Here is a 22,239-nt window from a genome sequence, read left to right on the forward strand (position 1 = left end):
ATCGTATGTAAAGAAAATCATACAATGTGTAAAATAAACTTGACATAGTGTATGGAATATATTACATTTTGTATAACAGAATTTACTTATTAACCTTGTAAAGGTGGAATGGTGCATGACGTATCAAGAAAAGAAAAGTATTGTATCAATGTTCAGCTCAATCCTTATTTTCGTAGTCTATTGCTTGTACATGTATCCGAAATATCCAGGGGGGGAACTATCTTCAGAAGCTTTACGTTATTGGGGGTCATTTGTCCTAATCTTAACCGTGGTAACGATCATCGCGCACATCATCATTAGTATTATTTTTAACATCATTTTTAGGATGACAACTGGTGAGAAGGAACCGACATTTGCGGATGAGCTCGATAAACTGATTGAGATGAAGGCCAATCGAATCTCGTTTTTTATGTTTATCATCGGCTTTCTACTAGCGATGGGAACACTGGTTATGAATGAGCAGCTGCAGACGATGTTTATCATCCTCATTATCGCAGGGTTCATCTCTGACGTGATCGGTTCTGTTATGAAGCTTTATTACTACAGGAAAGGAGTCTAAGATGGGTAAACACCTTGTTGGAAATCATATTAGAAGATTACGATTTAATCAGGACGAAATGACGCAGCAGCAATTGGCCGACTTGGTGGGCGTAACAAGACAAACAATCGTGGCGCTTGAGAAGGGAAACTATTCCCCATCTCTGGAATTGGCCTTTCGCATTGCTCGAGTGTTCAATTTGCCTCTAGAGGAAGTGTTTTTTTACGAGGACAGTGCTAAGGAGTAAGTAATGGCTCTTGAAAACAAAGGAGGCAACAATATGTATACGAGCAATACGGCTTCAAAAATGGTAGGGTTCTTCTTCATACTTGCTGCGGTTTCGGCTATCGTTGGCCTATTATTGTACGACCCGATTCTAAACAGCCCAAGCTATTTCGTAGATGGTTCAGCACATGACAATCAGGTCGTATGGGGAGCCATAATGGAGCTTGTTCTTGTCTGTTCGGCAATCGGCACTTCAATTACGATGTTTCCGTTGTTAAGGAAATACAATGAAAGCTTAGCTCTTGGGCATGTATGCTTTAGATTTCTTGAGGCTGTTATCATTTTAATCGGTATTATTAGTGTGCTTTCCCTTCTATCCTTAAGTCGGGCGTATACGTCAGGTATTGTCACAGATACTAGTTCATTGGAAGCTACGGGGGTACTATTAAAAGCAATTCATGAATGGACATTTATGCTTGGTCCAAACTTTATGCTCGGCATTAATACGATGCTATACAGTTATATTTTCTACAAATCAGGACTTGTCCCAAAATTTATTCCGATTCTAGGCATGACAGGGGCGTCGCTTGTATTCATTGCAGCCTTGTTAGAGATGTTTGGTGTTATTTCACAGATTTCAGTGTGGGGGGTTATGCTGGCACTTCCAGTAGCGGCTAATGAAATGATCCTTGCCGTTTGGCTCATTATTAAAGGCTTTAACACTACCGCATTCAGAGTTAACAATAATAAGCAAATATCTGCTGGAAAGATGATATAATTCACCCAGGAAGTCATTACTATTAATCGTGAAGCGGGTGAAGTAATGGTAGCACCTCTAATCGCTACGAAGCTTAATGTCCCTAGGCTTAGACCTGATACAGTAATACGCCAACGTTTGAATGGTCTGCTTGATCAAGGGCTGCAACGAAAATTAACCTTGATATCGGCTTCTACAGGGTATGGGAAAACTACATTAGTAAGCGATTGGCTTAGCAAATGTGATCGTCAAGTGGCATGGCTTTCACTAGATGAAAGAGATAATGATATTGCTAGCTTTTTATCTTACCTTGTTGCAGCATTGCGTAACCATATATCTTTTCACGAATGGCATGTCACAGATTTACTCCAATCTCCTCAGTCACCACCGCTCCCTTCTATAATCTCAGTTCTAATCAATGATATATCGCGACTAGCAATACCTATCGTACTCGTACTTGATGATTACCATGTGATTCACTCTAAGTCTATTCATGACGCCGTATCCATGCTGCTAGAGCATATGCCCTCGAACTTGCATATTGTGATCCTAACACGTGAAGAACCAGAATTATATTTGACGACCATGCGGGTTAAGAACGAAGTCAATGACATCGGCGTCATGGATTTGCGATTTAATGATGAGGAGATAGCCTCTTATTTGAATGATATGATGAAATTAAATCTGTCTATGGAATCCGTAGCTATGCTTGAAAAACGTACGGAAGGATGGATTGCAGGGCTGCAAATGGCTGCTCTTTCCATGCAGGATGATCAACAAGCTGAGCATTCAGAACCAATGCCGCCATTATCTTTAGTTAATCAACATGTTCTGCTCGATTATCTCTTCAATGAGGTATTGCTTAGACAAACAGAATCTATGCAGAAGTTTTTACTATATACTTCGATTCTTGATCGATTTTGCGGATCGCTATGTGATGCCGTGATGCTTGAGCAAAGCTCTGTCTCGGGAGAAGAGGTACTGCTGAAGCTCGAAAACGCTAATCTATTTATTGTTGCGTTGGATAATGAACAACAATGGTATCGATATCATCATCTTTTTGCAGAATTGCTCACTCGTCAGCTACAGAAGCGGGCTCGGTTGGGAGAGCTGGAGGATGTTGCTTTAATGCATCATCGTGCAAGCGTATGGTATGAGAAGAATGGTCTTAACCTAGAAGCCTTCCGTCACGCGGTAGCTGCTAATGATATAGAAAGGGCTGCTCGTCTCGTCGAAGGGAACGGTATGCCGCTGCATCTTCAAGGTGAGGTTACGCCTGTGCTGAACTGGCTAGAGTCTTTACCGGAGAAGGAATTGAATGCAAGGCCGTCGTTATGGGTGATGTATGCTTCGGCACTACTGATGGCTGGCAGACCAACAGAGGTTGAATCTAAGCTGCTGGCAGCAGAGGCTGCATTGGCGGTAATTAATATGGATGCAAGCGTTAATAACTTGCTAGGTATAATCGCAACTACGCGCGCAGCAGTTGCGGCTATTGCGAGCTCTGGACCGCCTGAATTGAGGCTGATCGTAGCAGAAGATGAACTACTTTCGACGGATTCCATTGACAAAACGAATGAGCTTGTTGGACAAATTGTTCCTGCACATAACAAAAACAAGCGGGACAATCATCAAGTAGATATCGTAATTGCACAATGCGGTCTTGCTCTAAAGTATCTTGATTCTAGCTTGCTGCCAGTGCGTATTACGGCACTTTGGCTGCTTGGTGATGCTCACCAGCATCGCAACAATCTTGTGGAGGCGAAACAAGCTTTCATCGAGGTACTGACCGTTAGCCGTAAAATAGGAGGCAATATCATTGAAGTGCAAGCCTATGTTGGCCTCGGAAATTTAGAAGAACAGGAAGGACAACTACATAGTGCAGAGCAGTACTATAGCAGAGCATTGCTAGAGCACGGTGATAAGCCTTTGGCTGCGATATGTGAAGCATATATAGGTTTGGCAAGAATTAGTTATGCATGGGACGATCAAGAATCCTCGATGAAATATGTACAGAAGAGCCTTCAATTGGCGAAACAAGCAGATAACAAGGATATGATTGTTTCGTGTAAACTTATGATTGCTCGAATTACGCTATTACAGCAGGGGGCTTCAGACGCAATGGATTACATTGACGCTATCAAAAAATATGTTCGCGCACATAGACTCTTGAACCGGTTAGCAGATATTGAAGAGTTTGAAAAAATAGCGTTACTTTATAAAAGAAATGTACCAGATTATATCGAGCCTTTAACGACACGAGAGCTTGAAGTACTGCAGCTGATTGCTCTCGGATACTCGAATCAAGAGATTGGAGATAGGCTATATTTAGCGCTCGATACAGTGAAGGGTCACAATAGACGTATTTTTGCCAAGCTACACGTAGAACGACGTACAGAAGCGGTTGCGACCGCCCGCAAGCTAGGCTGGATTGAATAAATCGAACTCAACACTTTAGTGTCTATTCATCTTTTTCCACTACGGATATGCTGAAAGTAGATCCATAGTTGAAAGGAGAATGCATAGTGATCACTAGAACGAATGAGAGGATAATCGGCGTTTTATTCCTGATTGCAACTGCATCGTATATGATCGGTAGCACGCTGATCGAAGCTAATCTTACTTCTTCTGATTATTTGTCTCATATCTACTCGAATCGTACTGAAATTTATATTGGTCTGTTACTTGAGTTTATGAATTCCGCTGTAGTTGTAGGTATAGCCATGCTATTATTTCCATTGTTGAGACATCACAAGGAATCGATCGCGATTGGCTATTTAAGCTCAAGAATTATAGAGTCGGTACTTCTTATCGTAGGGATAATCAGCCCACTCGTTCTACTAACTTTAAGTGAGACCTTTAATACAGCGGATGGTACGAATTGGGAAAGCTATTCCGTCATCGGAGAATTGCTTATTAAAGGTCAAGAGATGACTTTTGAATTGGCAATGCTCGCTCTTGGCATAGGAAGTGTAATGATCTGTTACTTGATGTATCGAAAGAAACTGATTCCACGACCTCTATCCTTGCTAGGGATTGTCGGTTATGCTTCGCTTTTCGCTAGCAGCTGCTTATCGATCATTGGAGTTGACCCGGGAATTGTTTTATTTATTCCTGGTGGAATATTTGAGATTGGTTTTCCCATCTGGCTAATTGTTAAAGGATTCAATAAGTGAAATCGAAGAGGCCCGATCTTGAGGATTGGGCCTCTTTACGTGCAGTGTGCCCAGCATGGGCGCTATCTCTAGGGTTCAAGTCCCGAATGGTGAAGGCAGTAGTAGCCATAGCTTAAGGCAAGGGTGTCCATCGCGAGATGGAATCTGAAGGAAGCCAGCGGCAAATCTCCGGTCTGAGGGACACGAACTTCATACAAGGCTAGCGTACGTTGGATGAAGTTGCCGCACAAACTGAAGTCCATACTGCCGAAGGCGTACGAGAGTAAATGAAGCAGATAGATGGAGAGGAAGATAGCGTTCTTACCTGGGGAGATCTGTGCGGAATGCGAAGTGAACTTCGTAACCTTGCCCACGAGGGCGAGCTGAACGTACAGAAGTCAGCAGAGGTCATAGTACGCAGGCTGTTGCAACAGCTAGCGGAAGGACCGAACATGGAATAGGAATGAAGAATCTTGGCGTTCGAGGATGGGCGATGAAAGCAGACAATCCGAAAGGACTTATCTGAGGAAAGTAGCGGTGAATACGCGAGGGTACTCGGAAGGGCAGAGCTCATCAGCGGCACAAAGAGAAAGAATCATTCACGCAAGGGAGTTGTATCTAAGGATGATCGAAGAAATACTGTCACGAGAAAATATGCTATCGGCGCTAGCGAGGGTCGAAGCGAATAAAGGAAGCCACGGCGTAGATGGCATGTCGGTAAAAGATTTACGCAGACACCTCGTACAACATTGGCAAACCATTCGTGAAAGCATAAAGAAAGGAGCCTATGAACCGAGTCCAGTCCGTCGGGTCGAAATCCCGAAACCGAACGGTGGAACTCGGCTCTTAGGCATACCTACGGTGACAGATCGCCTCATTCAGCAAGCAATCATCCAAGTATTAACGCCTGTATTTGACCCAACGTTTTCCGAGCAAAGTTATGGATTTCGCCCACAACGGCGAGGGCATGATGCAGTAAGGAAAGCGCGAAGCTACATGGAAGAGGGATATCGCATTGTGGTAGACATCGACATGGAAAAATTCTTCGACCGAATCCATCACGACCGCTTAATGGCAAAGCTGGCGGAACGAGTGACAGACAAAATGGTGCTGAAACTTATTCGCGGCTATCTGCAAGCGGGAGTAATGGAAGGTGGTCTCGTTCAATCGACAACGGAAGGAGCCCCGCAAGGAGGTCCACTTAGTCCGTTATTATCGAATATCGTCCTAGACGAGCTGGATAAGGAACTGGAAAAGAGGAACCTCCGTTTCGTGAGATATGCCGACGACTGCAACATCTACGTGAAAACGTGGAAGGCAGGACAACGAGTGATGAGCTCCATTACTGCATTCATCGAAGGAAAACTGAAATTGAAGGTTAACCGAGAGAAAAGTGCGGTTGCCCGTCCATGGAAGCGCAAGTTTCTAGGGTTCACGTTCAGCTGGGAGAAGAAAAATCCGCGAATAAAGATCGCAAAGCCATCACTAGATCGAGTGAAAGCAAAGATCAAAGTGATCACCTCTCGGAGTAAGCCAATCCCGATCGAACTACGAATAAAGGAACTCAATCAATATCTTACAGGTTGGTGCGGTTATTATGCATTAGCCGATACGAAAAGTGTGTTCCAAGGGTTGGACGAATGGATAAGAAGAAGGCTTCGAATGTGTATATGGAAAGAATGGAAGCAGCCGAAGACAAAGGTCAGAAAACTGCTGTCGTTAGGCGTTTCGAAACAAAAGGCACATGAATGGGGAAATTCGAGGAAGAAATACTGGAGAATTGCATGTAGCCCGATTCTTCATCGGTCACTAGACAACCAATATTGGTCATCTCTTGGACTGAGAAGTTTAACGGACAGATATAATCACTTGCGGAATATGACATGAACCGCCGTGTACCGAACGGTATGCACGGTGGTGTGAGAGGACGGGGCTAGCCGCCCCCTCCTACTCGATTAGGCTTGAGAAGGGATATCAAGCTGTTAGTCTATAAATTTGACTCTCGGTACCTACGTATTCTATGGCAGGTTCAATTGCCAAGATACCCCGAATTTATCGTTCACCCAAGCAAATTTTTTACTAAAACCATAGTTGTCCATCGGCATAAGTAGCTTTCCGCCAGAAGATAACTGCGTATAAAGCTGCTCTAATTCTTCTTCTGTATCGCATACGACGAAGATAGAGAAGGAAGGCGTAAATGTGAATTGATGTTTTACATTGCTGTCAATGCACATAAATGATTGTCCTTTTAATGTAAACGTTGCTTGCATCACACTGCCTTCGGTTCCATTTTCATTTGGTCCGTAACGAGTAATGCTTGTTATAGCTGAATCCTCAATCACAGAAGTGTAAAAATTCATAGCTTCCTCTGCAGTTCCTTCAAACATTAAAAAAGGCATAACGTTCTTCACGTAGCTTTCAGCTCCTAAGTTGGTTTAATTGAGTTCTAATTCACAGGTTTATTATAGATGAATGTATTTTAATAATACAAGCCAGCCAATAAGTTAAGCGCTTTCATTTTTATATTGGTAAATTTTATTGCATGCTAAGTGAATTTTGCTTTGCTAGGATGAAAATGTAGGTAGTTCGGTACCAATGCCTAAGGCTAATGTCGGCATTCAAAGCTGATAGAAAATTACTAACATATTCTAGGAGGTACTTATGAAGAAGAATACATTCAAGCGAGGTGTGGCTGTACTTGCAGCTACAACACTTATTGCAACTTCAGGTTTAACTGTTTCTGCAAATAGTCAAGCAAAAAAGGAAGATACGTTTAGCTTCCCACAACAATCTCTAATTATTCAAAAAATCAATGAGAAGCTAGGTTTATTCTCGAAAGAATCAAAAATGACTGTACAATTAGGTCCATGGAAGCTTTATTTCTTAAGTGGACAGTTTTCTCTAGAGCACGCTCAGCCAGCAGCACCAACTGCACAGCCAACGAAGGCACCAACAGCGGCACCGACTGCACAGCCAACAAAGGCACCAACAGCGGCACCGACTGCACAGCCAACGAAGGCACCAACAGCGGCACCGACTGCACAGCCAACGAAGGCACCAACAGCAGCACCGACTGCACAGCCAACAAAAGCACCAACAGCAGCACCGACTGCACAACCAACAAAGGCACCAACAGCAGCACCGACTGCACAGCCAACAAAGGCACCAACAGCAGCACCGACTGCACAGCCTACTCAAGCTCCGACAGCAAAACCTAGCACCAACCCAGTCGTTGCTACGGAAGCTCAGCAGGAAATCCTTTCTCTTGTTAACAAAGAAAGAGCAGCAGCAGGACTTTCTGCGCTTGAGCTAGATACGAAGCTTAATGAAGTAGCGACAGAGAAGGCACGTGATATGGCAGTAAATAACTACTTCAGCCATACTTCACCGACTTACGGATCTCCTTTTGACATGTTAAGTGAATTTGGCGTTTCTTATCGTACTGCAGGTGAAAATATTGCTTATGGACAAACATCTGAAGAGCAAGTAATGAACGATTGGATGAACAGCCCAGGACACCGTGCGAATATCTTAAATGCTAATTACACAAAGCTTGGTGTAGGCTATGTTCAAGGTAAATGGGTACAACTCTTTATTGGCTAAGTATAAGCACTGATTGAACATTACTTTACCCCATATTAAATTAATAAGCTAAATAAAGTAGGGCCTGCCCAAAGTCAATCGAATGACTTTTTGGACAGGCCCTTTATTACATATTTTGAAGCATATTATTTTAATTTAAATACTTGGATTGTCCGTTGAAGCTGAGTTGCCATATTTAACATCTTTTCTGTTTCTTCAACGACTGCTTGTACGGATGGAATTTGTTCGTTCATGGATGCAGATACTTGCTCAGTTCCTGCCGCAGATTGCTCTGTAATGGCAGAGATGTTTTGAATGGCAGATGAAATATGCTTAGCGCTCTCCAGCATATTATCACTTTCTTGTGAAAATTGATAAATTTGCTCTCCGATAAATTGAATACTTTCAACGATCTGATTGAAGATTTCTTCTGTCTGACGAATATGCTCCGCTTGCATACTAACAACTTCTTCATTAAGCTTCATATTCTCAATTGTGTTCTGAATCCCTTTATCTATGCTCTTAACAAGATTGAATACCTCTTTCGTGGAGGACGTAGATTCTTCAGCAAGCTTTCTAACCTCCTGAGCAACAACGGCAAAGCCTCGGCCGTGCTCACCTGCACGAGCAGCTTCGATGGAAGCATTCAAGGATAACAGATTCGTTTGCTCAGCGATCTCAGAAATCGCCTTCGTCATCGCACTAATACCTTTTGCGTTTTCTGCCAGCTCCTTGATCGTGCTCGCCACTTGCTCTGTTGCTTCTATATTTCTGCTCATGCCCTCACTTTGATTCTCTAGAGCAATTCTACCGCGATTAACAAGCTCTATCGTCTGTTCTGAGCGTACGTTCATTTCTTTCGTTGCTACTGCATAATTAGAAACCTTTTGTTCGATTTCGTTAATCGACTCGGTCATCCCAGAAACATCCTCAGAGATGACATTAGCACCAGTTGCAAGCTCGTTTGCCGAAACTGCGACCTGCTCCATCGTTTGTTTAATGCTATTATTTTTTTCGAAAATGCTACGGCTCGTTTCCGATACATGCTTTGTAATGTTCATTGTTTCAGATAAAAGTTCTCTTAGCTTTTGAACCATGCTGTTGAATGTATGACCTAATTCACCTGCATTTGTCGCGTCAGTATCGATGGTTTGCGTAAAATCCCCTTTAGATATACGATTGGCAGCACTTTGAATTTCATGAAAGGAAGCCGTGATTGCATGTTCTGTAACAAGAACGATTGGGTAAGCGATACCATAAGCAACTGCAGCAATGATAATGATTGGAGTAGTATATTCACCAACAATGAAAGAAAACACTAGCGCAAAAATTGTCAAAATGGAAAGATTGGTGTATGTAACAAACATAATCTTGCTTTTTACGGATAATGAATTAAACCATTGCGTTATTTTCTCCATATGAAAGCGCTCCTTTTTCGATATTATCCATATTATAGCACCACTTTTTAGTTCGGTCTATGATAGAAATGGGTAATAATTCTTATTGAATTATAAGGAAATACTGCGTGAGATACAGTTGCATTGCGTGGTTACGGGTATTTTATACGTGGTTTACGGAAAAAATTGCGGTGAATTAACGTAGAATATTCGCTATATTTGATACATACCGACATAAATTAGTGAAGAAAGGAGCTTTTTGATGAAGGAAATTTCATTAGCAAGACAAATCGATTTTGTTTTCAGGCAGCTAGAGAATGAGCTGACAGGAGCATGCGCTGGGACTGTATTACTACAAATCCGTAATAACACGATTGGTAAATTTGGGGTAAAGCATCATCCCATTTACCTAAAGAACAATGAAATCGAAGCAGAGCAAGAAGGGTTAACGAGAGATCAGGTGGAAAGCTTTCGCAGCTTAGCGATTGAGGCCTTGAAGCTGAAGCGTAATTGGACTCACGGTGAAATATTATATGACTTCTCTGTTAGACCTAACCGAAAGGGATGGTCGGCAAGCGTGTTATATGAGTCCAATTACAATATGTCGACTTGGAATAATAGCATGACCACTTTTAGTCCGCGTAAAAGCTTAATTGACTATTCCTCTTGAGATTCAGGCTTTACATTCCTCTTATTGTAACGTTTACGAACCACAAACCCCACCCCTATTGTAGCAACCGCTAACAATCCCCAAATCATTACCCAAACCATACTGTGAGCAATTGAAATCGACATTGCACTTAAAAACAATATTCCAATCGTTGCAAAAATCAAAGCTAAATATTTAGGCATTTTTAATTTCTCCTTAAAAAAAATGAATTCATCGTGTATAGTAATTGTTTTCGTGCACATAATATGTTTGCAAGCTTGCAAATGAAATTATGCGAAGAGGTCGAAAGGAGACTTACATCATGGCAAACAGAAGCAATCAATTAATCGTTCCACAAGCACAACAAGCTTTGAACCAAATGAAAATGGAAGCTGCTCAGGAGTTGGGTGTTCAACTATCTCCAGAAGGATATAACGGTAACCTAACGACTCGTGAAGCAGGATCTGTCGGTGGATATATTACTAAAAAGCTAGTTCAAATCGCAGAACAACAACTGTCCGGCGGTCAACGTTAATATTTTTACCACATTATTAAGTGAGAGCTCAAGGGAAACCTTGAGCTCTTTTTATTATATCTATTTACTACGTTTGATCAATGACAGCTAAGATGGAGAAAGATTGAGCTTAGCCTCCTGATACAAACGCTTATACAGCTTACGATCATTCAGCCAGCCCACATATGAAGCGATAGGCTGCTGTTGATGATTATAAAATACGATGGCTACGAATGGATACTGCTTACGATAGCGATACCTGGCATCGCACCAGCGTACTTCTGTACCCCAATCATGGGTCGTTACGTTGGCGACTGTATGATAGGAAAAATCAAGCAGTGCCGCAACAGATGGGTGTGATTTTGATTGCTCGATTAATGGATGTTCATCAGAAGAAACAGTCTCAAGCCAATTGATTTGGCCTTTAATGTAGCTGCCTAGCTCGTAGCTTCCATCAGCTCGCTTTAGCATGAGGTGCCAATAGCGAAAGCGAACGGTTGGCATAACCGTTAATGTGTCATCATCTGGCAGAGACATTTTCCGTGAGACGGTTACGTCAATCCATCGATGATAGATCGTTCTCGCTACATAATATAGGAACAGACAAGCATATAGCGAAGGGAAAACAACGACAGGCTCTGCCATTCCAGTAATCCATAAAAGCACTGCAATAACATGTGTTATAAAAATAAATGGATCAAAGATATGGATAATGTTCCATGAGATCCATTTTTTCGAAAAAGGTCTCAATGCTTGTGTACCATAAGTATTAAACAAGTCCATAAACACATGTAAGCTCACTGCGAGAAATATCCAGCCTAATAAGTGAAGAAGGCCAGAAGGTTTTGGAACAAATAAGTACAATAGAGCTGTAAGTATAACTGTCCAAAACATAATAGCAGGAATCGAATGTGAAAAGCCTCGATGCTGACGAATATAGGTTTCATTATTTTTTAGCCGTGAAATGGTGTCAAAGTCTGGAGCTTGTGAACCAGCAATTACTCCAATCATTACTACGGTTGATAATGCAGGATCGGTTTGAACGAGAGGATCAAGCTGCGACAAGCCTGCTAAGCCGACGCCAATTACAAAATGTGATGCAGAATCCACTGAGTAGCCTCCTAATCAATAATGTCCTCATCAGTATTAACCAAGCTTACCACTCCATAATCATTCAATAAAGCATAACGCTGCCTGAAAACATGAAAAAGCTATGAATTCTCTCCTCTAATGAAAAGAGAAATCATAGCACAAAGGATTTTTAATTATAATGGTGGCGTCTCTGGGGTTACAATTTGACCATGGAACGGATACTCATAATTAATCGGCTCATCGAACGTTACATAGTCAAGATTCAGCATAAGTAACAGGTGACGCTGTCCAGTTCTCGGATCACTAATAATAATATGATCGCGACCAGCTGCCTCGATAATACCTACGAAAATTTTTGCATTCCATTGTGAGTTGTTCTCATATGTCATATAAAACGTACCGACTTTTCCGCGGTTTAGACGTAAAATATTTTCTACATAGGATTCCTCAAATTGTGGCTGCTGTGTCACGACTGTCTCACCCATTGGTGTAACCATTGCTCCGCTCGGTACTGATGGTGGCGGAGTCATTGCGCTGGTTGGAACGAATTGAGCAGGAGTCATCGCACTAGTTGGAACGTACTGAGGAGCAGCCATCGCATCGCGATAGAATGGTGCATAATTCTGAGGGTAATAATAAGATTGATCAAAATAACTCATTACATGTAACTTCCCTTCATTAATAAAATAATAATGTTAATACACGCTAGGACAGTTTTGAGGGGTAGGATGAAAAAAGCAATGACTCTTGAATCTGCCACTGTTCGGTTGGTCATACCAAGTGCTAGGACAGCTTCCACTAGGCCGGAAAAACCATAGCGCGAAGGTTGCAGGATGGGTTCGTTCTCCACCAATTGCTCGCCTTGCAAGTCGAATCTCACTTTCACGAGCTCTCTGATAAAAGTAACCCTTTTGCGTTGCTTCGAAGCCGCCTGGACTTTGATAAACCATGTCGGGGATCGAGCGAATATTTCGGAAATCAAGACATTCCCCAAGCACTCGATTCACACCAACATTACCTACCATAAGCATGCCTAATTCACCTTCACCCTCTGCTTCTGCTCGCATCAATCGAGCAAGCATTCGGGTATGCTCTGTATTAGCTTTAATGACAGCCATGATATAGTCAATCAGCTCCTTATTTAGTTTTTAGGCGCAAGACTATACGGTATACTATGGAACTGGGCACTCATGTGTGACAATGATTTTGGGATAGATATGTGACATTGTTTTTGTCACATTTGAATGACGAATTAATGAACAATAATAGTGAACATTGTCACAAGCTTTATTTTTCGGTATGATTAGTTACGGTTCATCAAGATGGATAATCGCAAATATAGTGTGTTGCGTAAAGCGGGAGGATTAGCAAGTGTTAAAAGATCTAATAAGTTTAACGAAGCCCAACCTGTTGCGACTGAACATTTTTGCTGCATTTGCAGGCTACTGGATCGCTTCAAAGTGGACTTTTGATTGGGTATTATTAATTTGGATGCTAATCGGCAGTACCTTAACGATGGCTTCTGCAACGGTCATCAACAACTATTATGACCGCGAGCTTGATATGAAGATGGAACGCACACGAAATCGTACGTTGCCATCTCAACGAATGAAGCCAGCGCATGTATTGATATATGGCATAATACTTGGGGTTGTCGGATTAACTGTATTATTTACGCAAGTCAACGTAATTAGCGGAATACTTGGAGTGATAGGCTGGATCGCATACATTGTTATTTACACAATGTGGTTAAAACGCACCTCTACTTGGAGCACCTCGGTTGGTGGTATATCTGGAGCAATGCCTCCTGTTATTGGGTATTGTGCAGTGACCTCTGAATTTGATATGGGTGCATTTTTGTTGTTTGCGTTTTTATTCTTATGGCAGCCTGCACACTTTTGGTCGCTTGCTATCCGGAGAGTGGAGGAGTATCGAGCTGCAGGTTTTCCATTGCTTCCCGTAGTAAAAGGGGTTAAGCGAACGAAGATTCAAATGATACCGTATCTCGTACTGCTTTTGGTCACCGTAATTTTACTATATACTTATAATTTGGCTGGCATGTTTTATCTCATTGTCTCTACTGTTCTTACTGTTATCTGGATAATTCATACATTAACTGGTTTCACAGCTAAAGACGATGACAAATGGGCGAAAACAAACTTTCTTATTTCAGTGAACTACTTAATGATTGTATTTATTATGTTAATTATCAATACTACAAAGCTGTAGCTCTGAAAGGGGAAAAAGAGACATGGCATTCTTAAAGAAGTATGCTTTTCAAATTGCTTTAGTTTGTTTGATTTTATTAATGGGTGGCTATTTGCTGTACATGTATGTGTTAAAGCCTGAAGCTCCACTTACAGTAAAGCAGGCGGCACCGAGTTTTTCTCTAACTGACATCGATGGCAATGAAGTTAGCCTAGAATCGACAAATGGTATAAATAGAATTGTTTACTTCTACTTTGCGAGCTGTCCTGATGTATGTCCACCGACAACCTATTTGCTAGGTGAAGTACAGGATATATTAAGGGAAAAAGGGGAGCTTGGAGAGAAGGTCGAGCTCATCTCGATTACGTTTGATCCAGAAACGGACACACCTGAAGTGATTCGAGATTTTGCAGAACGTACAGGTGCAGAGTTTGATTCATGGAAGTTTTTACGTGCACAGGATAAAGAAGAATCCATTGAGCTAGCACGCGAATTTGGTGTAGCAGTCATCTATGACGAGCAGAACAAAACATTCTATCATAGCAATATTATTTCCCTTGTTGATGAGGATGGAAATATCCGCGAATGGATCAACGGCTCGCCTAATCTCGAAGCGGGAGATCCTGAGTTGACAGCGGAAGATATTTACAAGCAATTAAAGAAGCTGTACTAAAATTCATCTTTATGCCAGCTTGAAGCAGGATTAGCAGGGAATATGACAAATTCCTCTAGTCCTGCTTTTTCTAATTGCCCAGCTAAATAATCAAGCGGCGTTCCTTCTACGCCTTTGTAGCCTCGTTTGGTATAGATGTGAGTAGCGTCTGGAAACAGCTCTCTTAGCAGTCCACGAATACGCCGTCCAGAGGAATCATTGTCCGTGAATATAAATACTTCGTCATGACGAAGCTCATAAGCAATCGACTGCAGCTGTTTGTTACCTGGTGTACCAAACGTACAAACAATATGGATTTCATTATCTAATACTTGCTGCAGCTTACTGCGATCATTCTTACCTTCAACGATGATGGATATTCTCATGAAAGCTTACCTCCGTAGCATGAACTGAAGCTTAGTTTACCACGGTTGAACGATAAATAAAAACAGAGCTGTAAACCTAACAGCTCTGTAAGCAGGACAATATATTCGATGCCGAATCTGCTATCTAAAGTTACATCGTAATCAAAGTCGTACTTTTGAACCCACCCATTAAAATCAGGGTTCAAAAGTTCGGCTTTCAGCGCTCCGCTTGACCATCTCTACGCTCGAACCTTCCTGCGGAAGGAGGGTCGCTTTAGAGATGGTAAGCTTCGCTGGGGTTAGTAGAAAATAAGTAGCGCAGCGTACGATGTTGGTACGTGAGCAACGGAGTTTTCGCTAGCGTTCAAGATTCGATGCCGAATATGCTAATTAAGTTACATCGTAATCAAAGCCGTACTTTTAACCTACCCATAAAAATCAAGGTTCAAAAGTTCGGCTTTCAGTACCGAGAAGCTTGGACGTTAGTAGAGACCGAAGAGCGCAGCGTACGTTATTGGTACGTGAGCACTGTAGGGTTCGCTAGCGTTCAAGATTCGACGCCGAGTATGCTACAACGCACTGCTTCGTAATCAAAGCCGTACTTTTGAACCCACCCATCCTATACAGGTAGGGTGAGTTTAGGTGGAGTACGTTCCGGCAACGCATTAAACGCAAGCGCAACTGCGAGAATGACAAACGCAATAAAGTATGGCGAGATAAAATCTCTTAAGTGACCGGCAAGAAACGGTCCAAGAAATGCGCCAATGGATGAGGCAATGGCGAGCATAGAGAATGTACGTCCATAGCGCTCACCATCACTTACTTGAATAAGCCAATGGGATAATGCAGGGAACACAATGCCTTTGCACATACCAATGAGCAGCAATAACAGCATAAAAGGAATCGATAGATTCGATGCAAGTAAAAAATACAACACGGTTAACGCAATGGTGCCTAATATCGTTCTGTAGGCTGGATTATACTTGTTAATAAACAGCATACATAACGTGATTAAAGATCCAATACTAATGACGGTAAATAATAGGCCAGTAGTCATAATTGAGCCATTATTTTGCACCATTAATGGCAGTTCAAACGTTAATATACCTAGAGCACAGCTTAAACCGATTGGAATCATGAAAATTTTCCACGATAGTGAAGTTGATTTTAAGGTATCGCCACTTTGTTCTATGGTATGATGATTAGGTGAAGAAATTTCAGGCTGAGCGTTTTGATTTGCTTTGCTAGCAGGTGCAATTTTACTTTCTTTAATGAAAAACATCGCTAATATCGCGGTGATGATTAGGATCCAGCCTAGTATATAAAAAGCGGCTGTAAAACCGAGTTTAGCAACTAGAAAAGCACCAGCGGCAGGTGACACAACGGAGGCAAGTGTATGAACCAATCCGTTGCCGGCCATTAATTTTCCTTGCTCGCTTATATCTGTGCTTAATCTCGCTAACAATGATAGACATGCAGGTGATAGAAACGCGAGCACAAATCCTGCGATAGAGCGAAGCAGAAGCAGCTGCCAAGGGTTCGTAACGTATGCTTGGAATAATAGAATTGCACCAGCTAATAGTAGGCTGATTACGATAAATGGGCGGCTGCCAAAGCGATCCACATATACGCTAGCCATCAAATTACCGGGCAAATGAGTAATGGAGTATAAGCCCATCATTAATCCGATAAAGGATGGAGCAGCACCTAAGCTGATAGCAAATGGTGTCAGGATCGGGTACTGAGCGTGCAAATCAAAAAATGCAATGAATAGAAATAAGTAAAGCCATAATGCGGTTTTCACAGGCATATGCCTCCTTCTAGCATAGTACTAATACTTGTACGCATGATGAGGACAACTTATGTCTACTATTCATTTGGTGTAGATTAAAAGGGGGATGAACATGAGCTTTTTAGATTTTTCGAGTTACGATTGGGAAACATGGTTAACATTTATTCAAGAAAAGTGGTACGTTTTAGTCATTGGGCTAATTATCGTGCTTATCGTCATTAACGTTGTCAAAACAGTTGCCAAATGGGGGCTTATCCTGCTCATCGTGCTGGGACTGATTATGTATAGCGGCTATAGTCTTGATGATGTCAAACAAATTGGTACAGAGCTTGTTACATCTGGTATTGAAGAGCTGAAGGAAATCGGAAGCAAGGTTGCAGATAATGTTAAGCAGGATGCGCTTGATGCAATGGTTGAGGAAGCGAAAAACGCATCCTATGAAGCAGGTGAAGGTGGTGCCTTTACAATTACAACGACATCGCTCGTTGTCAAAGGTCAATCTGGAAGTGATGAGGTTTCCATCTCGGTAAAGGGTGCTCCGGCATTTAAGGTGAAGAGCAATGACGTTATTGCTGATTTCATTGCTCAAGCTCAAAAAAACAGCAATAAGTAACATGCAAGGAAGGTGAACGAGGATGCAGGATGATCCAAAGCAAAGAGAAATTAATCGACGAAAGCAATTTTCATTTCGTCTGAATATATTTTTCTTTATATTGTTTGCAGTGTTTAGCGTGCTGATCGTTCGCTTAGCAGTGCTTCAGTTTGTAGAGGGACCGCAATTAAGTGCAGCGGGAAGTAAAAAGTCAGAAAAACACGATCCTATCGCTCCAATTCGAGGCAATATCTATGACGTGAATGGTAATCCCATAGCATACTCCTCCTCCACACAATCGTTGTACTATAACATTCAACCAACGATTCGAGGAGGCAGGAGCTCTACGGATCAAGCAGTAGAGATGGCTGAAAAGCTCGCAAAGGTTTTTGAAACCTATGGTGATGAAAAGAACATGATGACGAAAGAGGATATCATTCGTCAGATGGATTTAGAGTACAGACGGAATTATATATCTACTCCTCGAAGAATTAAAACAGGGCTAACGAACGAAGAGCTTGCTTACATCATGGAGAATCAATCAGAGTTCGTCGGTGTGAATATTCATGAAGAAAGTGTTCGCCATTATTCTGAGGATACTGTTGCAGTTCAGCTCGTAGGGTATCTGAAAAAATTTAGTGGTGCACGAAATTCTTATGAGTTTTATGCCGAAAAGATGGAAGAAACGAATCCAATCTATAAATACCTTGAGCAAGAAGAGGTTGGCTTCGATGGGATAGAATATATGTATCAGGACGTCTTACGCGGTACGAATGGATTGAAGTCTTACCCTGTAAACAGCGCTGGAGCGATAACAGGTGAGATCACGATAACGAATCCAGAAAAAGGCGCGGATCTGTATCTGACCATTGATAAGGATCTGCAGCTTCATACAGAAAACTCCATTATGGCTCATTTGGAAAAAATTCAAAACTCACCATTTCCATATGAACGAGCACCATATGCAAAAACTGGCTTCGCCGTTGCAATGGAAGTGGAAACAGGCAAGATCGTAGCGATGGCAAGTATGCCAGATTATGATTCGAACATATGGGCAGGAGGAAGCATCAGTTCAGAGGATTATGATAATTTCCTGCACGTCCTCAATAACGGAACGATACGTACCGTTTACGGACCGTACTCCGATGAGGAGAGACCAGGTCATCCGTCCTCAATTGTTAACCTTGGTTCGACAATAAAACCGCTGACCGTACTCATTGGCTTGAATGAAGAATTATTTACAACATCGACGTATTATAACGATACCGGGCGTTTCACGTACGGTAAGGCAGGACATGAGGCGTATATTCGTAACGCAGGGAATAAATCACTTGGTAAAATTGATGGTGCGCTAGCGATTGCGAAATCCTCTAACCCATTTATGGCTGCTATGATCGGAGATCGACTATACAAGCGTGGTTCTGTCAATGGAAAGTCAAGCCTTGAAATTTGGGATAGCTATATGAAGCAGTTCGGATTAGGCGTATCGACAGAGAGCGGTTTAGCATATGAAAGTGCCGGAGTCATTGATTATTTCTCTGAGGCTGAGCGAGGCAGTCCACAATCTGCATTAGTCTATGCATCTTTTGGGCAGCAAGGGAAGTATACGACGCTCCAGTTGGCCCAATATACTGCGATGCTTGCCAATCGTGGAAAACGGTTGAAGCCACAGTTTGTCAATGAGATTCGTTCTTCTACGGGAGAATTGCTTGAAAGCTTTGAGCCTGTCGTCTTGAACGAGGTTGACATTCCTGATGAGTACTGGAAAGAGATCGAGACGGGAATGTCTCAAGTAAAAGGGCAAGGCTTTGAAGGCTTTGGTCATAGCTATAATAGTAAAACAGGTACGTCAGAGCAGGATGTGAAAGGACGCGTAGCTGAGAATGCGGTATTTATCGCTTATGCACCAGCAGATAAACCGAAGCTGGCAGTCGCAGTCGTTGTCCCTGATGGTGGCTTCGGAGGCTGGGGAGCAGCCCCGATAGGACGCCAAATCTTTGACGCGTACGATGCAGTGTTTGGCTTAAGAGATAAACCGAATGATGCTCTATATGAGAAATTGTTTGGTAAGAGCAGAACAGGCACGAACGATAGCACTACTAGCAGCACAACTGAGACCGAAGGTGCCGATAGTGATGTAGAGCAAGATAATGAAGATAATGTTCAAGCTGAATAAATAGAGCCAAAAAGTATATGAGCAAGCATGGAAGTTTCCTCTGGAGACCTACATGCTTGCTCAATTTGCTTTAAATTAGCGAAAGAGGATGTTAGCTACAAGGCAATTTCTCGGTGCTGAAAGCACGACAACTTCAGACTTGAAGCTGACGAGCTCATAGCTTTAACAGTGCAGAAAAGTCAACCTTTAAGGAAAAAAAGTTGCAGTGACGCAACAAAGTCAGCAGCATATACTATATTATCACTTGATGGAGGTGATCGTATGAAAATAGTTGAACAGCAGGAGATCCCGATGAACAGTGCCGTTCGCCGCTTTTTACTTGTCATTAAAATTCTTGCCATCGTTTGTATTGCTGCTACAGGAGGACTATTTAAGTGAAGTGGTTAACAGGTATACAACAGGATTACAGCGCGTATCCTAAACATTTAGAGTAGAGAGCTTCATCTTGACGCGGGATGAAGCTTTTTATTGCATAGGTATGATAAGATATTAGAGAGACATGGAGGGGATAAATATGACAGCATATAAACTATTAGCCTTAGATATGGATGGTACATTGCTGAATGATGATTTACATATCACGGATCTGAACTTGAAGTGGATAAGGAAGGCAGTGGAAGCGGGAGTCACTGTTATATTTTCTACTGGTCGCGGTTTTATTAATGCTATCGACTACGCGGTGGATATGGGACTAGATTCACCTATGATTACGGTGAACGGCGGAGAGATCTGGTCGAAACCGCATGTATTGCTGCAACGTAAAACTTTAGATGCGGACTGGATTAGCAAGCTACACGGTGTTACGACTCAGTACCCGAATACTTGGTTCTGGGCATATACGACAAAGCGCATTTACAATAAAGACAGCTGGCATGAGCTGCAAGGGGAGCTAACTGCGCATGAATGGCTAAAATTCGGCTATTATGACGAGGATATTGAAATCATTCAAGCGATACGCAGTGAGATAGAAGCTTGGCAGGGGCTAGAAATATCTAATTCTTCCATTTATAATTTGGAGATAAACCCACTTGGGGTGTCAAAAGCAAGTGCGCTCGAAGCGTTATGCGAGCACATGGGGATTCATATGGATGAAGTGATCGCTGTCGGTGATAGCCTGAATGATATTAAAGCAATCGAGGCAGTTGGGCTTGGAGTCGCGATGGAAAACGCCCAAGAGGAAGTGAAGGCTGCAGCAGATGCAGTTACGTTTTCCAACAACGAACATGGCGTAGCCGAGGTCATTCGACGCTACATATTTAACGAGGCTGAAGCGGAGCTTTAGCGTTAGTTGTAAGTTTTTTGCCGATTAAAGGGGGAAGGCAATGGATATTTTAGGTATTATAATTGTAGTCTTACTATTTATCGTTGGGATGATTGGAACGATATATCCGGTATTGCCTGGAGTATTCGCTATCTATGCAGCATTTTTTGTGTACGGATGGTTTTTTAGCTTTAGCGATTTTAATGTCTGGTTTTGGATTCTACAAACCTTTATCCTTATCGTATTAGTCGTCGCGGATTATATCGTTGGCGCATGGGGAGTAAAAAAGTATGGTGGGACGAAGGCATCAGTCATTGGATCGACGATTGGCATTATTGTGGGGCCATTCGTTATTCCGGCCTTCGGACTTGTTCTTGGACCATTTCTAGGCGCGGTTATTGGAGAATTAATTGTTGGTACGAAGCTAAAGCAAGCATTGCTCGCAGGCTGGGGCTCATTAATTGGATTGTTAAGCAGTGTTATTGTTAAAATAGTATTACAGCTCATTATGATTGTGCTGTTTATCATTTGGATATTGTAATTTAGGAGGAAAATACCTTGATTAATGTAACGATTTGGAATGAGTTTTTGCATGAGAAGCAGCACGAAGAGGTAACGCGTGTATATCCAGAGGGTATCCATATTGCTTTACAAAAAGGCCTTGCAAGTGAGCAATTCAATATACGTACAGCAACGCTAGAGGAGCCGGAGCATGGACTTACTGAGGAAGTATTGAATAATACAGACGTGCTTGTATGGTGGGGACATATGGGACATGATCGTGTTGAGGATGCAATCGTTGAACGTGTGCATGCCCGCGTCATGGCGGGTATGGGGTTAATTGTACTGCACTCCGCGCATTTCTCTAAAATATTCAAAAAGCTTATGGGCACTGGCTGCGATTTGAAGTGGCGTGAAGCCAATGAGAAGGAGCGTCTGTGGGTTGTCAATCCAGGGCATCCGATTGCAGAAGGTCTGCCTGAGTACATTACGCTTGATCATGAAGAAATGTACGGCGAGCATTTTGATATTCCGGCACCAGACGAGCTAATTTTCCTTAGCTGGTTCCAAGGCGGCGAGGTGTTCCGCAGCGGCTGCACATTTACACGCGGTCAAGGTAAAATCTTCTACTTCCGTCCGGGACATGAAACATTCCCGACTTATTATAATGAGCATATTCTTAAAGTTATATCTAATGGTATCAAATGGGCGAAGCCTACAATGACTGCAACCCCGGTACGCGGCAACGCTCAGCCTTTAGAGCAGCTGTAGGTGAAAAGGAAG

At 42.3% G+C, this 22,239-nt stretch carries 25 protein-coding genes; 17 read left to right on the plus strand and 8 right to left on the minus strand.

From position 1 onward, the window contains the following. The first annotated feature begins 115 nt into the window (after positions 1–115). From NSQ99_RS22185 to ltrA, 7 genes are all read left to right on the plus strand, one after another. Complete coding sequence (locus NSQ99_RS22185; protein WP_251669870.1) at positions 116–559, plus strand: hypothetical protein; 444 nt, start codon at positions 116–118, stop codon at positions 557–559. A gap of 1 nt (position 560) precedes the next feature. Beyond that, the gene (locus NSQ99_RS22190; protein ID WP_251669868.1) at positions 561–785 is read left to right on the plus strand and encodes a helix-turn-helix transcriptional regulator; all 225 of its coding nucleotides are present in this window, start codon (positions 561–563) and stop codon (positions 783–785) included. Between the two features lie 33 nt (positions 786–818). Further along, on the plus strand, positions 819–1,541 hold the full coding sequence (locus tag NSQ99_RS22195) for a DUF4386 domain-containing protein (protein WP_340839136.1): 723 nt from the start codon (positions 819–821) through the stop codon (positions 1,539–1,541). A 45-nt stretch (positions 1,542–1,586) separates the two neighbouring features. After that, entirely contained in the window at positions 1,587–3,959 is a 2,373-nt protein-coding gene (locus NSQ99_RS22200) for a LuxR C-terminal-related transcriptional regulator (protein ID WP_340839137.1), read from the plus strand. An 86-nt stretch (positions 3,960–4,045) separates the two neighbouring features. Next, positions 4,046–4,696: a DUF4386 domain-containing protein gene (locus NSQ99_RS22205; protein WP_251669862.1), complete on the plus strand. Its 651-nt coding sequence runs from the start codon at positions 4,046–4,048 to the stop codon at positions 4,694–4,696. A gap of 266 nt (positions 4,697–4,962) precedes the next feature. After that, the gene (locus NSQ99_RS22210; RefSeq protein ID WP_251671621.1) at positions 4,963–5,136 is read left to right on the plus strand and encodes a hypothetical protein; all 174 of its coding nucleotides are present in this window, start codon (positions 4,963–4,965) and stop codon (positions 5,134–5,136) included. 163 nt (positions 5,137–5,299) lie between these two features. Next, positions 5,300–6,562: a group II intron reverse transcriptase/maturase gene (gene ltrA, locus NSQ99_RS22215; RefSeq protein ID WP_340839138.1), complete on the plus strand. Its 1,263-nt coding sequence runs from the start codon at positions 5,300–5,302 to the stop codon at positions 6,560–6,562. 131 nt (positions 6,563–6,693) lie between these two features. Here the strand turns inward: ltrA and NSQ99_RS22220 are convergent, their stop codons facing one another. Beyond that, positions 6,694–7,086, minus strand: coding sequence for a VOC family protein (locus NSQ99_RS22220; protein ID WP_340839139.1), 393 nt, complete (start codon positions 7,084–7,086; stop codon positions 6,694–6,696). Positions 7,087–7,336: 250 nt separating this feature from the next. Here NSQ99_RS22220 and NSQ99_RS22225 point away from each other — a divergent pair, with 250 nt between their 5' ends. Further along, positions 7,337–8,278, plus strand: a complete 942-nt coding sequence (locus NSQ99_RS22225) for a CAP domain-containing protein (protein WP_340839140.1) — start codon at positions 7,337–7,339, stop codon at positions 8,276–8,278. A 125-nt stretch (positions 8,279–8,403) separates the two neighbouring features. Here the strand turns inward: NSQ99_RS22225 and NSQ99_RS22230 are convergent, their stop codons facing one another. Then, on the minus strand, positions 8,404–9,675 hold the full coding sequence (locus NSQ99_RS22230) for a methyl-accepting chemotaxis protein (RefSeq protein WP_251669856.1): 1,272 nt from the start codon (positions 9,673–9,675) through the stop codon (positions 8,404–8,406). 241 nt (positions 9,676–9,916) lie between these two features. On the opposite strand from NSQ99_RS22230, the gene NSQ99_RS22235 reads away from it, so the two are divergent. Further along, positions 9,917–10,324: an O-methyltransferase gene (locus NSQ99_RS22235; protein WP_251669854.1), complete on the plus strand. Its 408-nt coding sequence runs from the start codon at positions 9,917–9,919 to the stop codon at positions 10,322–10,324. Here the strand turns inward: NSQ99_RS22235 and NSQ99_RS22240 are convergent. Then, a complete protein-coding gene (locus tag NSQ99_RS22240; RefSeq protein ID WP_251669852.1) occupies positions 10,312–10,506 on the minus strand; it encodes a hypothetical protein in 195 nt (64 codons plus the stop codon). The two genes, NSQ99_RS22235 and NSQ99_RS22240, sit on opposite strands and share 13 nt — an antisense overlap. 119 nt (positions 10,507–10,625) lie before the next feature. On the opposite strand from NSQ99_RS22240, the gene NSQ99_RS22245 reads away from it, so the two are divergent. Then, a complete protein-coding gene (locus NSQ99_RS22245; protein WP_251669851.1) occupies positions 10,626–10,838 on the plus strand; it encodes an alpha/beta-type small acid-soluble spore protein in 213 nt (70 codons plus the stop codon). Positions 10,839–10,925: 87 nt separating this feature from the next. On the opposite strand, the gene NSQ99_RS22250 is transcribed toward NSQ99_RS22245, so the two are convergent. The 3 genes from NSQ99_RS22250 to NSQ99_RS22260 form a co-directional block, all read right to left on the minus strand. Beyond that, entirely contained in the window at positions 10,926–11,927 is a 1,002-nt protein-coding gene (locus NSQ99_RS22250; protein ID WP_340839141.1) for a metal-dependent hydrolase, read from the minus strand. A 155-nt stretch (positions 11,928–12,082) separates the two neighbouring features. After that, the gene (gene gerQ / locus NSQ99_RS22255; protein ID WP_432806954.1) at positions 12,083–12,505 is read right to left on the minus strand and encodes a spore coat protein GerQ; all 423 of its coding nucleotides are present in this window, start codon (positions 12,503–12,505) and stop codon (positions 12,083–12,085) included. A 99-nt stretch (positions 12,506–12,604) separates the two neighbouring features. Then, positions 12,605–13,027, minus strand: a complete 423-nt coding sequence (locus tag NSQ99_RS22260) for a cell wall hydrolase (RefSeq protein ID WP_251669848.1) — start codon at positions 13,025–13,027, stop codon at positions 12,605–12,607. 253 nt (positions 13,028–13,280) lie between these two features. On the opposite strand from NSQ99_RS22260, the gene cyoE reads away from it, so the two are divergent. Both cyoE and NSQ99_RS22270 read left to right on the plus strand, forming a co-directional pair. After that, positions 13,281–14,138 carry a heme o synthase gene (gene cyoE / locus NSQ99_RS22265; protein ID WP_251669847.1) on the plus strand — a complete coding sequence of 286 codons (858 nt, stop codon included), beginning with the start codon at positions 13,281–13,283 and terminating at the stop codon, positions 14,136–14,138. A 22-nt stretch (positions 14,139–14,160) separates the two neighbouring features. After that, entirely contained in the window at positions 14,161–14,790 is a 630-nt protein-coding gene (locus NSQ99_RS22270; RefSeq protein ID WP_340839142.1) for an SCO family protein, read from the plus strand. Here NSQ99_RS22270 and NSQ99_RS22275 read toward each other — a convergent pair. Continuing rightward, positions 14,787–15,155 (minus strand): toprim domain-containing protein, encoded by a 369-nt coding sequence (locus NSQ99_RS22275; RefSeq protein ID WP_251669844.1) that lies wholly within the window; start codon positions 15,153–15,155, stop codon positions 14,787–14,789. The genes NSQ99_RS22270 and NSQ99_RS22275 overlap by 4 nt on opposite strands. 598 nt (positions 15,156–15,753) lie before the next feature. After that, a complete protein-coding gene (locus NSQ99_RS22280) occupies positions 15,754–16,938 on the minus strand; it encodes an MFS transporter (protein WP_340839143.1) in 1,185 nt (394 codons plus the stop codon). Between the two features lie 100 nt (positions 16,939–17,038). Here NSQ99_RS22280 and NSQ99_RS22285 point away from each other — a divergent pair, with 100 nt between their 5' ends. From NSQ99_RS22285 to NSQ99_RS22305, 5 genes are all read left to right on the plus strand, one after another. Then, positions 17,039–17,539: a hypothetical protein gene (locus tag NSQ99_RS22285; protein WP_340839144.1), complete on the plus strand. Its 501-nt coding sequence runs from the start codon at positions 17,039–17,041 to the stop codon at positions 17,537–17,539. A 22-nt stretch (positions 17,540–17,561) separates the two neighbouring features. Beyond that, positions 17,562–19,694, plus strand: a complete 2,133-nt coding sequence (locus tag NSQ99_RS22290) for a peptidoglycan D,D-transpeptidase FtsI family protein (RefSeq protein WP_340839145.1) — start codon at positions 17,562–17,564, stop codon at positions 19,692–19,694. A gap of 514 nt (positions 19,695–20,208) precedes the next feature. Beyond that, a complete protein-coding gene (locus tag NSQ99_RS22295) occupies positions 20,209–20,976 on the plus strand; it encodes a Cof-type HAD-IIB family hydrolase (RefSeq protein ID WP_340839146.1) in 768 nt (255 codons plus the stop codon). 40 nt (positions 20,977–21,016) lie between these two features. Continuing rightward, positions 21,017–21,496 (plus strand): DUF456 domain-containing protein, encoded by a 480-nt coding sequence (locus NSQ99_RS22300; protein WP_251668413.1) that lies wholly within the window; start codon positions 21,017–21,019, stop codon positions 21,494–21,496. Between the two features lie 17 nt (positions 21,497–21,513). Beyond that, entirely contained in the window at positions 21,514–22,227 is a 714-nt protein-coding gene (locus NSQ99_RS22305) for a ThuA domain-containing protein (protein WP_340839147.1), read from the plus strand. The last annotated feature ends 12 nt before the right edge of the window (positions 22,228–22,239 follow it).

The sequence above is a fragment of the Paenibacillus sp. FSL W7-1287 genome (assembly GCF_038004245.1).
Classification (GTDB): Bacteria; Bacillota; Bacilli; order Paenibacillales; family Paenibacillaceae; genus Pristimantibacillus; species Pristimantibacillus camelliae.

What these genes read in the sequence shown, in the direction of transcription:
- NSQ99_RS22210 (WP_251671621.1), top strand. Translation starts at nt 4,963, where the DNA reads ATGAAGCAGATAGATGGAGAGGAAGATAGCGTTCTTACCTGGGGAGAT.
- NSQ99_RS22235 (WP_251669854.1), top strand. Translation starts at nt 9,917, where the DNA reads ATGAAGGAAATTTCATTAGCAAGACAAATCGATTTTGTTTTCAGGCAG.
- NSQ99_RS22185 (WP_251669870.1), top strand. Translation starts at nt 116, where the DNA reads ATGACGTATCAAGAAAAGAAAAGTATTGTATCAATGTTCAGCTCAATC.
- NSQ99_RS22290 (WP_340839145.1), top strand. Translation starts at nt 17,562, where the DNA reads ATGCAGGATGATCCAAAGCAAAGAGAAATTAATCGACGAAAGCAATTT.
- NSQ99_RS22295 (WP_340839146.1), top strand. Translation starts at nt 20,209, where the DNA reads ATGACAGCATATAAACTATTAGCCTTAGATATGGATGGTACATTGCTG.
- NSQ99_RS22230 (WP_251669856.1), bottom strand. Translation starts at nt 9,675, where the DNA reads ATGGAGAAAATAACGCAATGGTTTAATTCATTATCCGTAAAAAGCAAG.
- NSQ99_RS22260 (WP_251669848.1), bottom strand. Translation starts at nt 13,027, where the DNA reads ATGGCTGTCATTAAAGCTAATACAGAGCATACCCGAATGCTTGCTCGA.
- NSQ99_RS22300 (WP_251668413.1), top strand. Translation starts at nt 21,017, where the DNA reads ATGGATATTTTAGGTATTATAATTGTAGTCTTACTATTTATCGTTGGG.
- NSQ99_RS22270 (WP_340839142.1), top strand. Translation starts at nt 14,161, where the DNA reads ATGGCATTCTTAAAGAAGTATGCTTTTCAAATTGCTTTAGTTTGTTTG.
- NSQ99_RS22275 (WP_251669844.1), bottom strand. Translation starts at nt 15,155, where the DNA reads ATGAGAATATCCATCATCGTTGAAGGTAAGAATGATCGCAGTAAGCTG.
- NSQ99_RS22190 (WP_251669868.1), top strand. Translation starts at nt 561, where the DNA reads ATGGGTAAACACCTTGTTGGAAATCATATTAGAAGATTACGATTTAAT.
- gerQ (WP_432806954.1), bottom strand. Translation starts at nt 12,505, where the DNA reads ATGGCTGCTCCTCAGTACGTTCCAACTAGTGCGATGACTCCTGCTCAA.
- NSQ99_RS22240 (WP_251669852.1), bottom strand. Translation starts at nt 10,506, where the DNA reads ATGCCTAAATATTTAGCTTTGATTTTTGCAACGATTGGAATATTGTTT.
- NSQ99_RS22245 (WP_251669851.1), top strand. Translation starts at nt 10,626, where the DNA reads ATGGCAAACAGAAGCAATCAATTAATCGTTCCACAAGCACAACAAGCT.
- NSQ99_RS22285 (WP_340839144.1), top strand. Translation starts at nt 17,039, where the DNA reads ATGAGCTTTTTAGATTTTTCGAGTTACGATTGGGAAACATGGTTAACA.
- ltrA (WP_340839138.1), top strand. Translation starts at nt 5,300, where the DNA reads ATGATCGAAGAAATACTGTCACGAGAAAATATGCTATCGGCGCTAGCG.
- NSQ99_RS22195 (WP_340839136.1), top strand. Translation starts at nt 819, where the DNA reads ATGTATACGAGCAATACGGCTTCAAAAATGGTAGGGTTCTTCTTCATA.
- NSQ99_RS22225 (WP_340839140.1), top strand. Translation starts at nt 7,337, where the DNA reads ATGAAGAAGAATACATTCAAGCGAGGTGTGGCTGTACTTGCAGCTACA.
- NSQ99_RS22200 (WP_340839137.1), top strand. Translation starts at nt 1,587, where the DNA reads ATGGTAGCACCTCTAATCGCTACGAAGCTTAATGTCCCTAGGCTTAGA.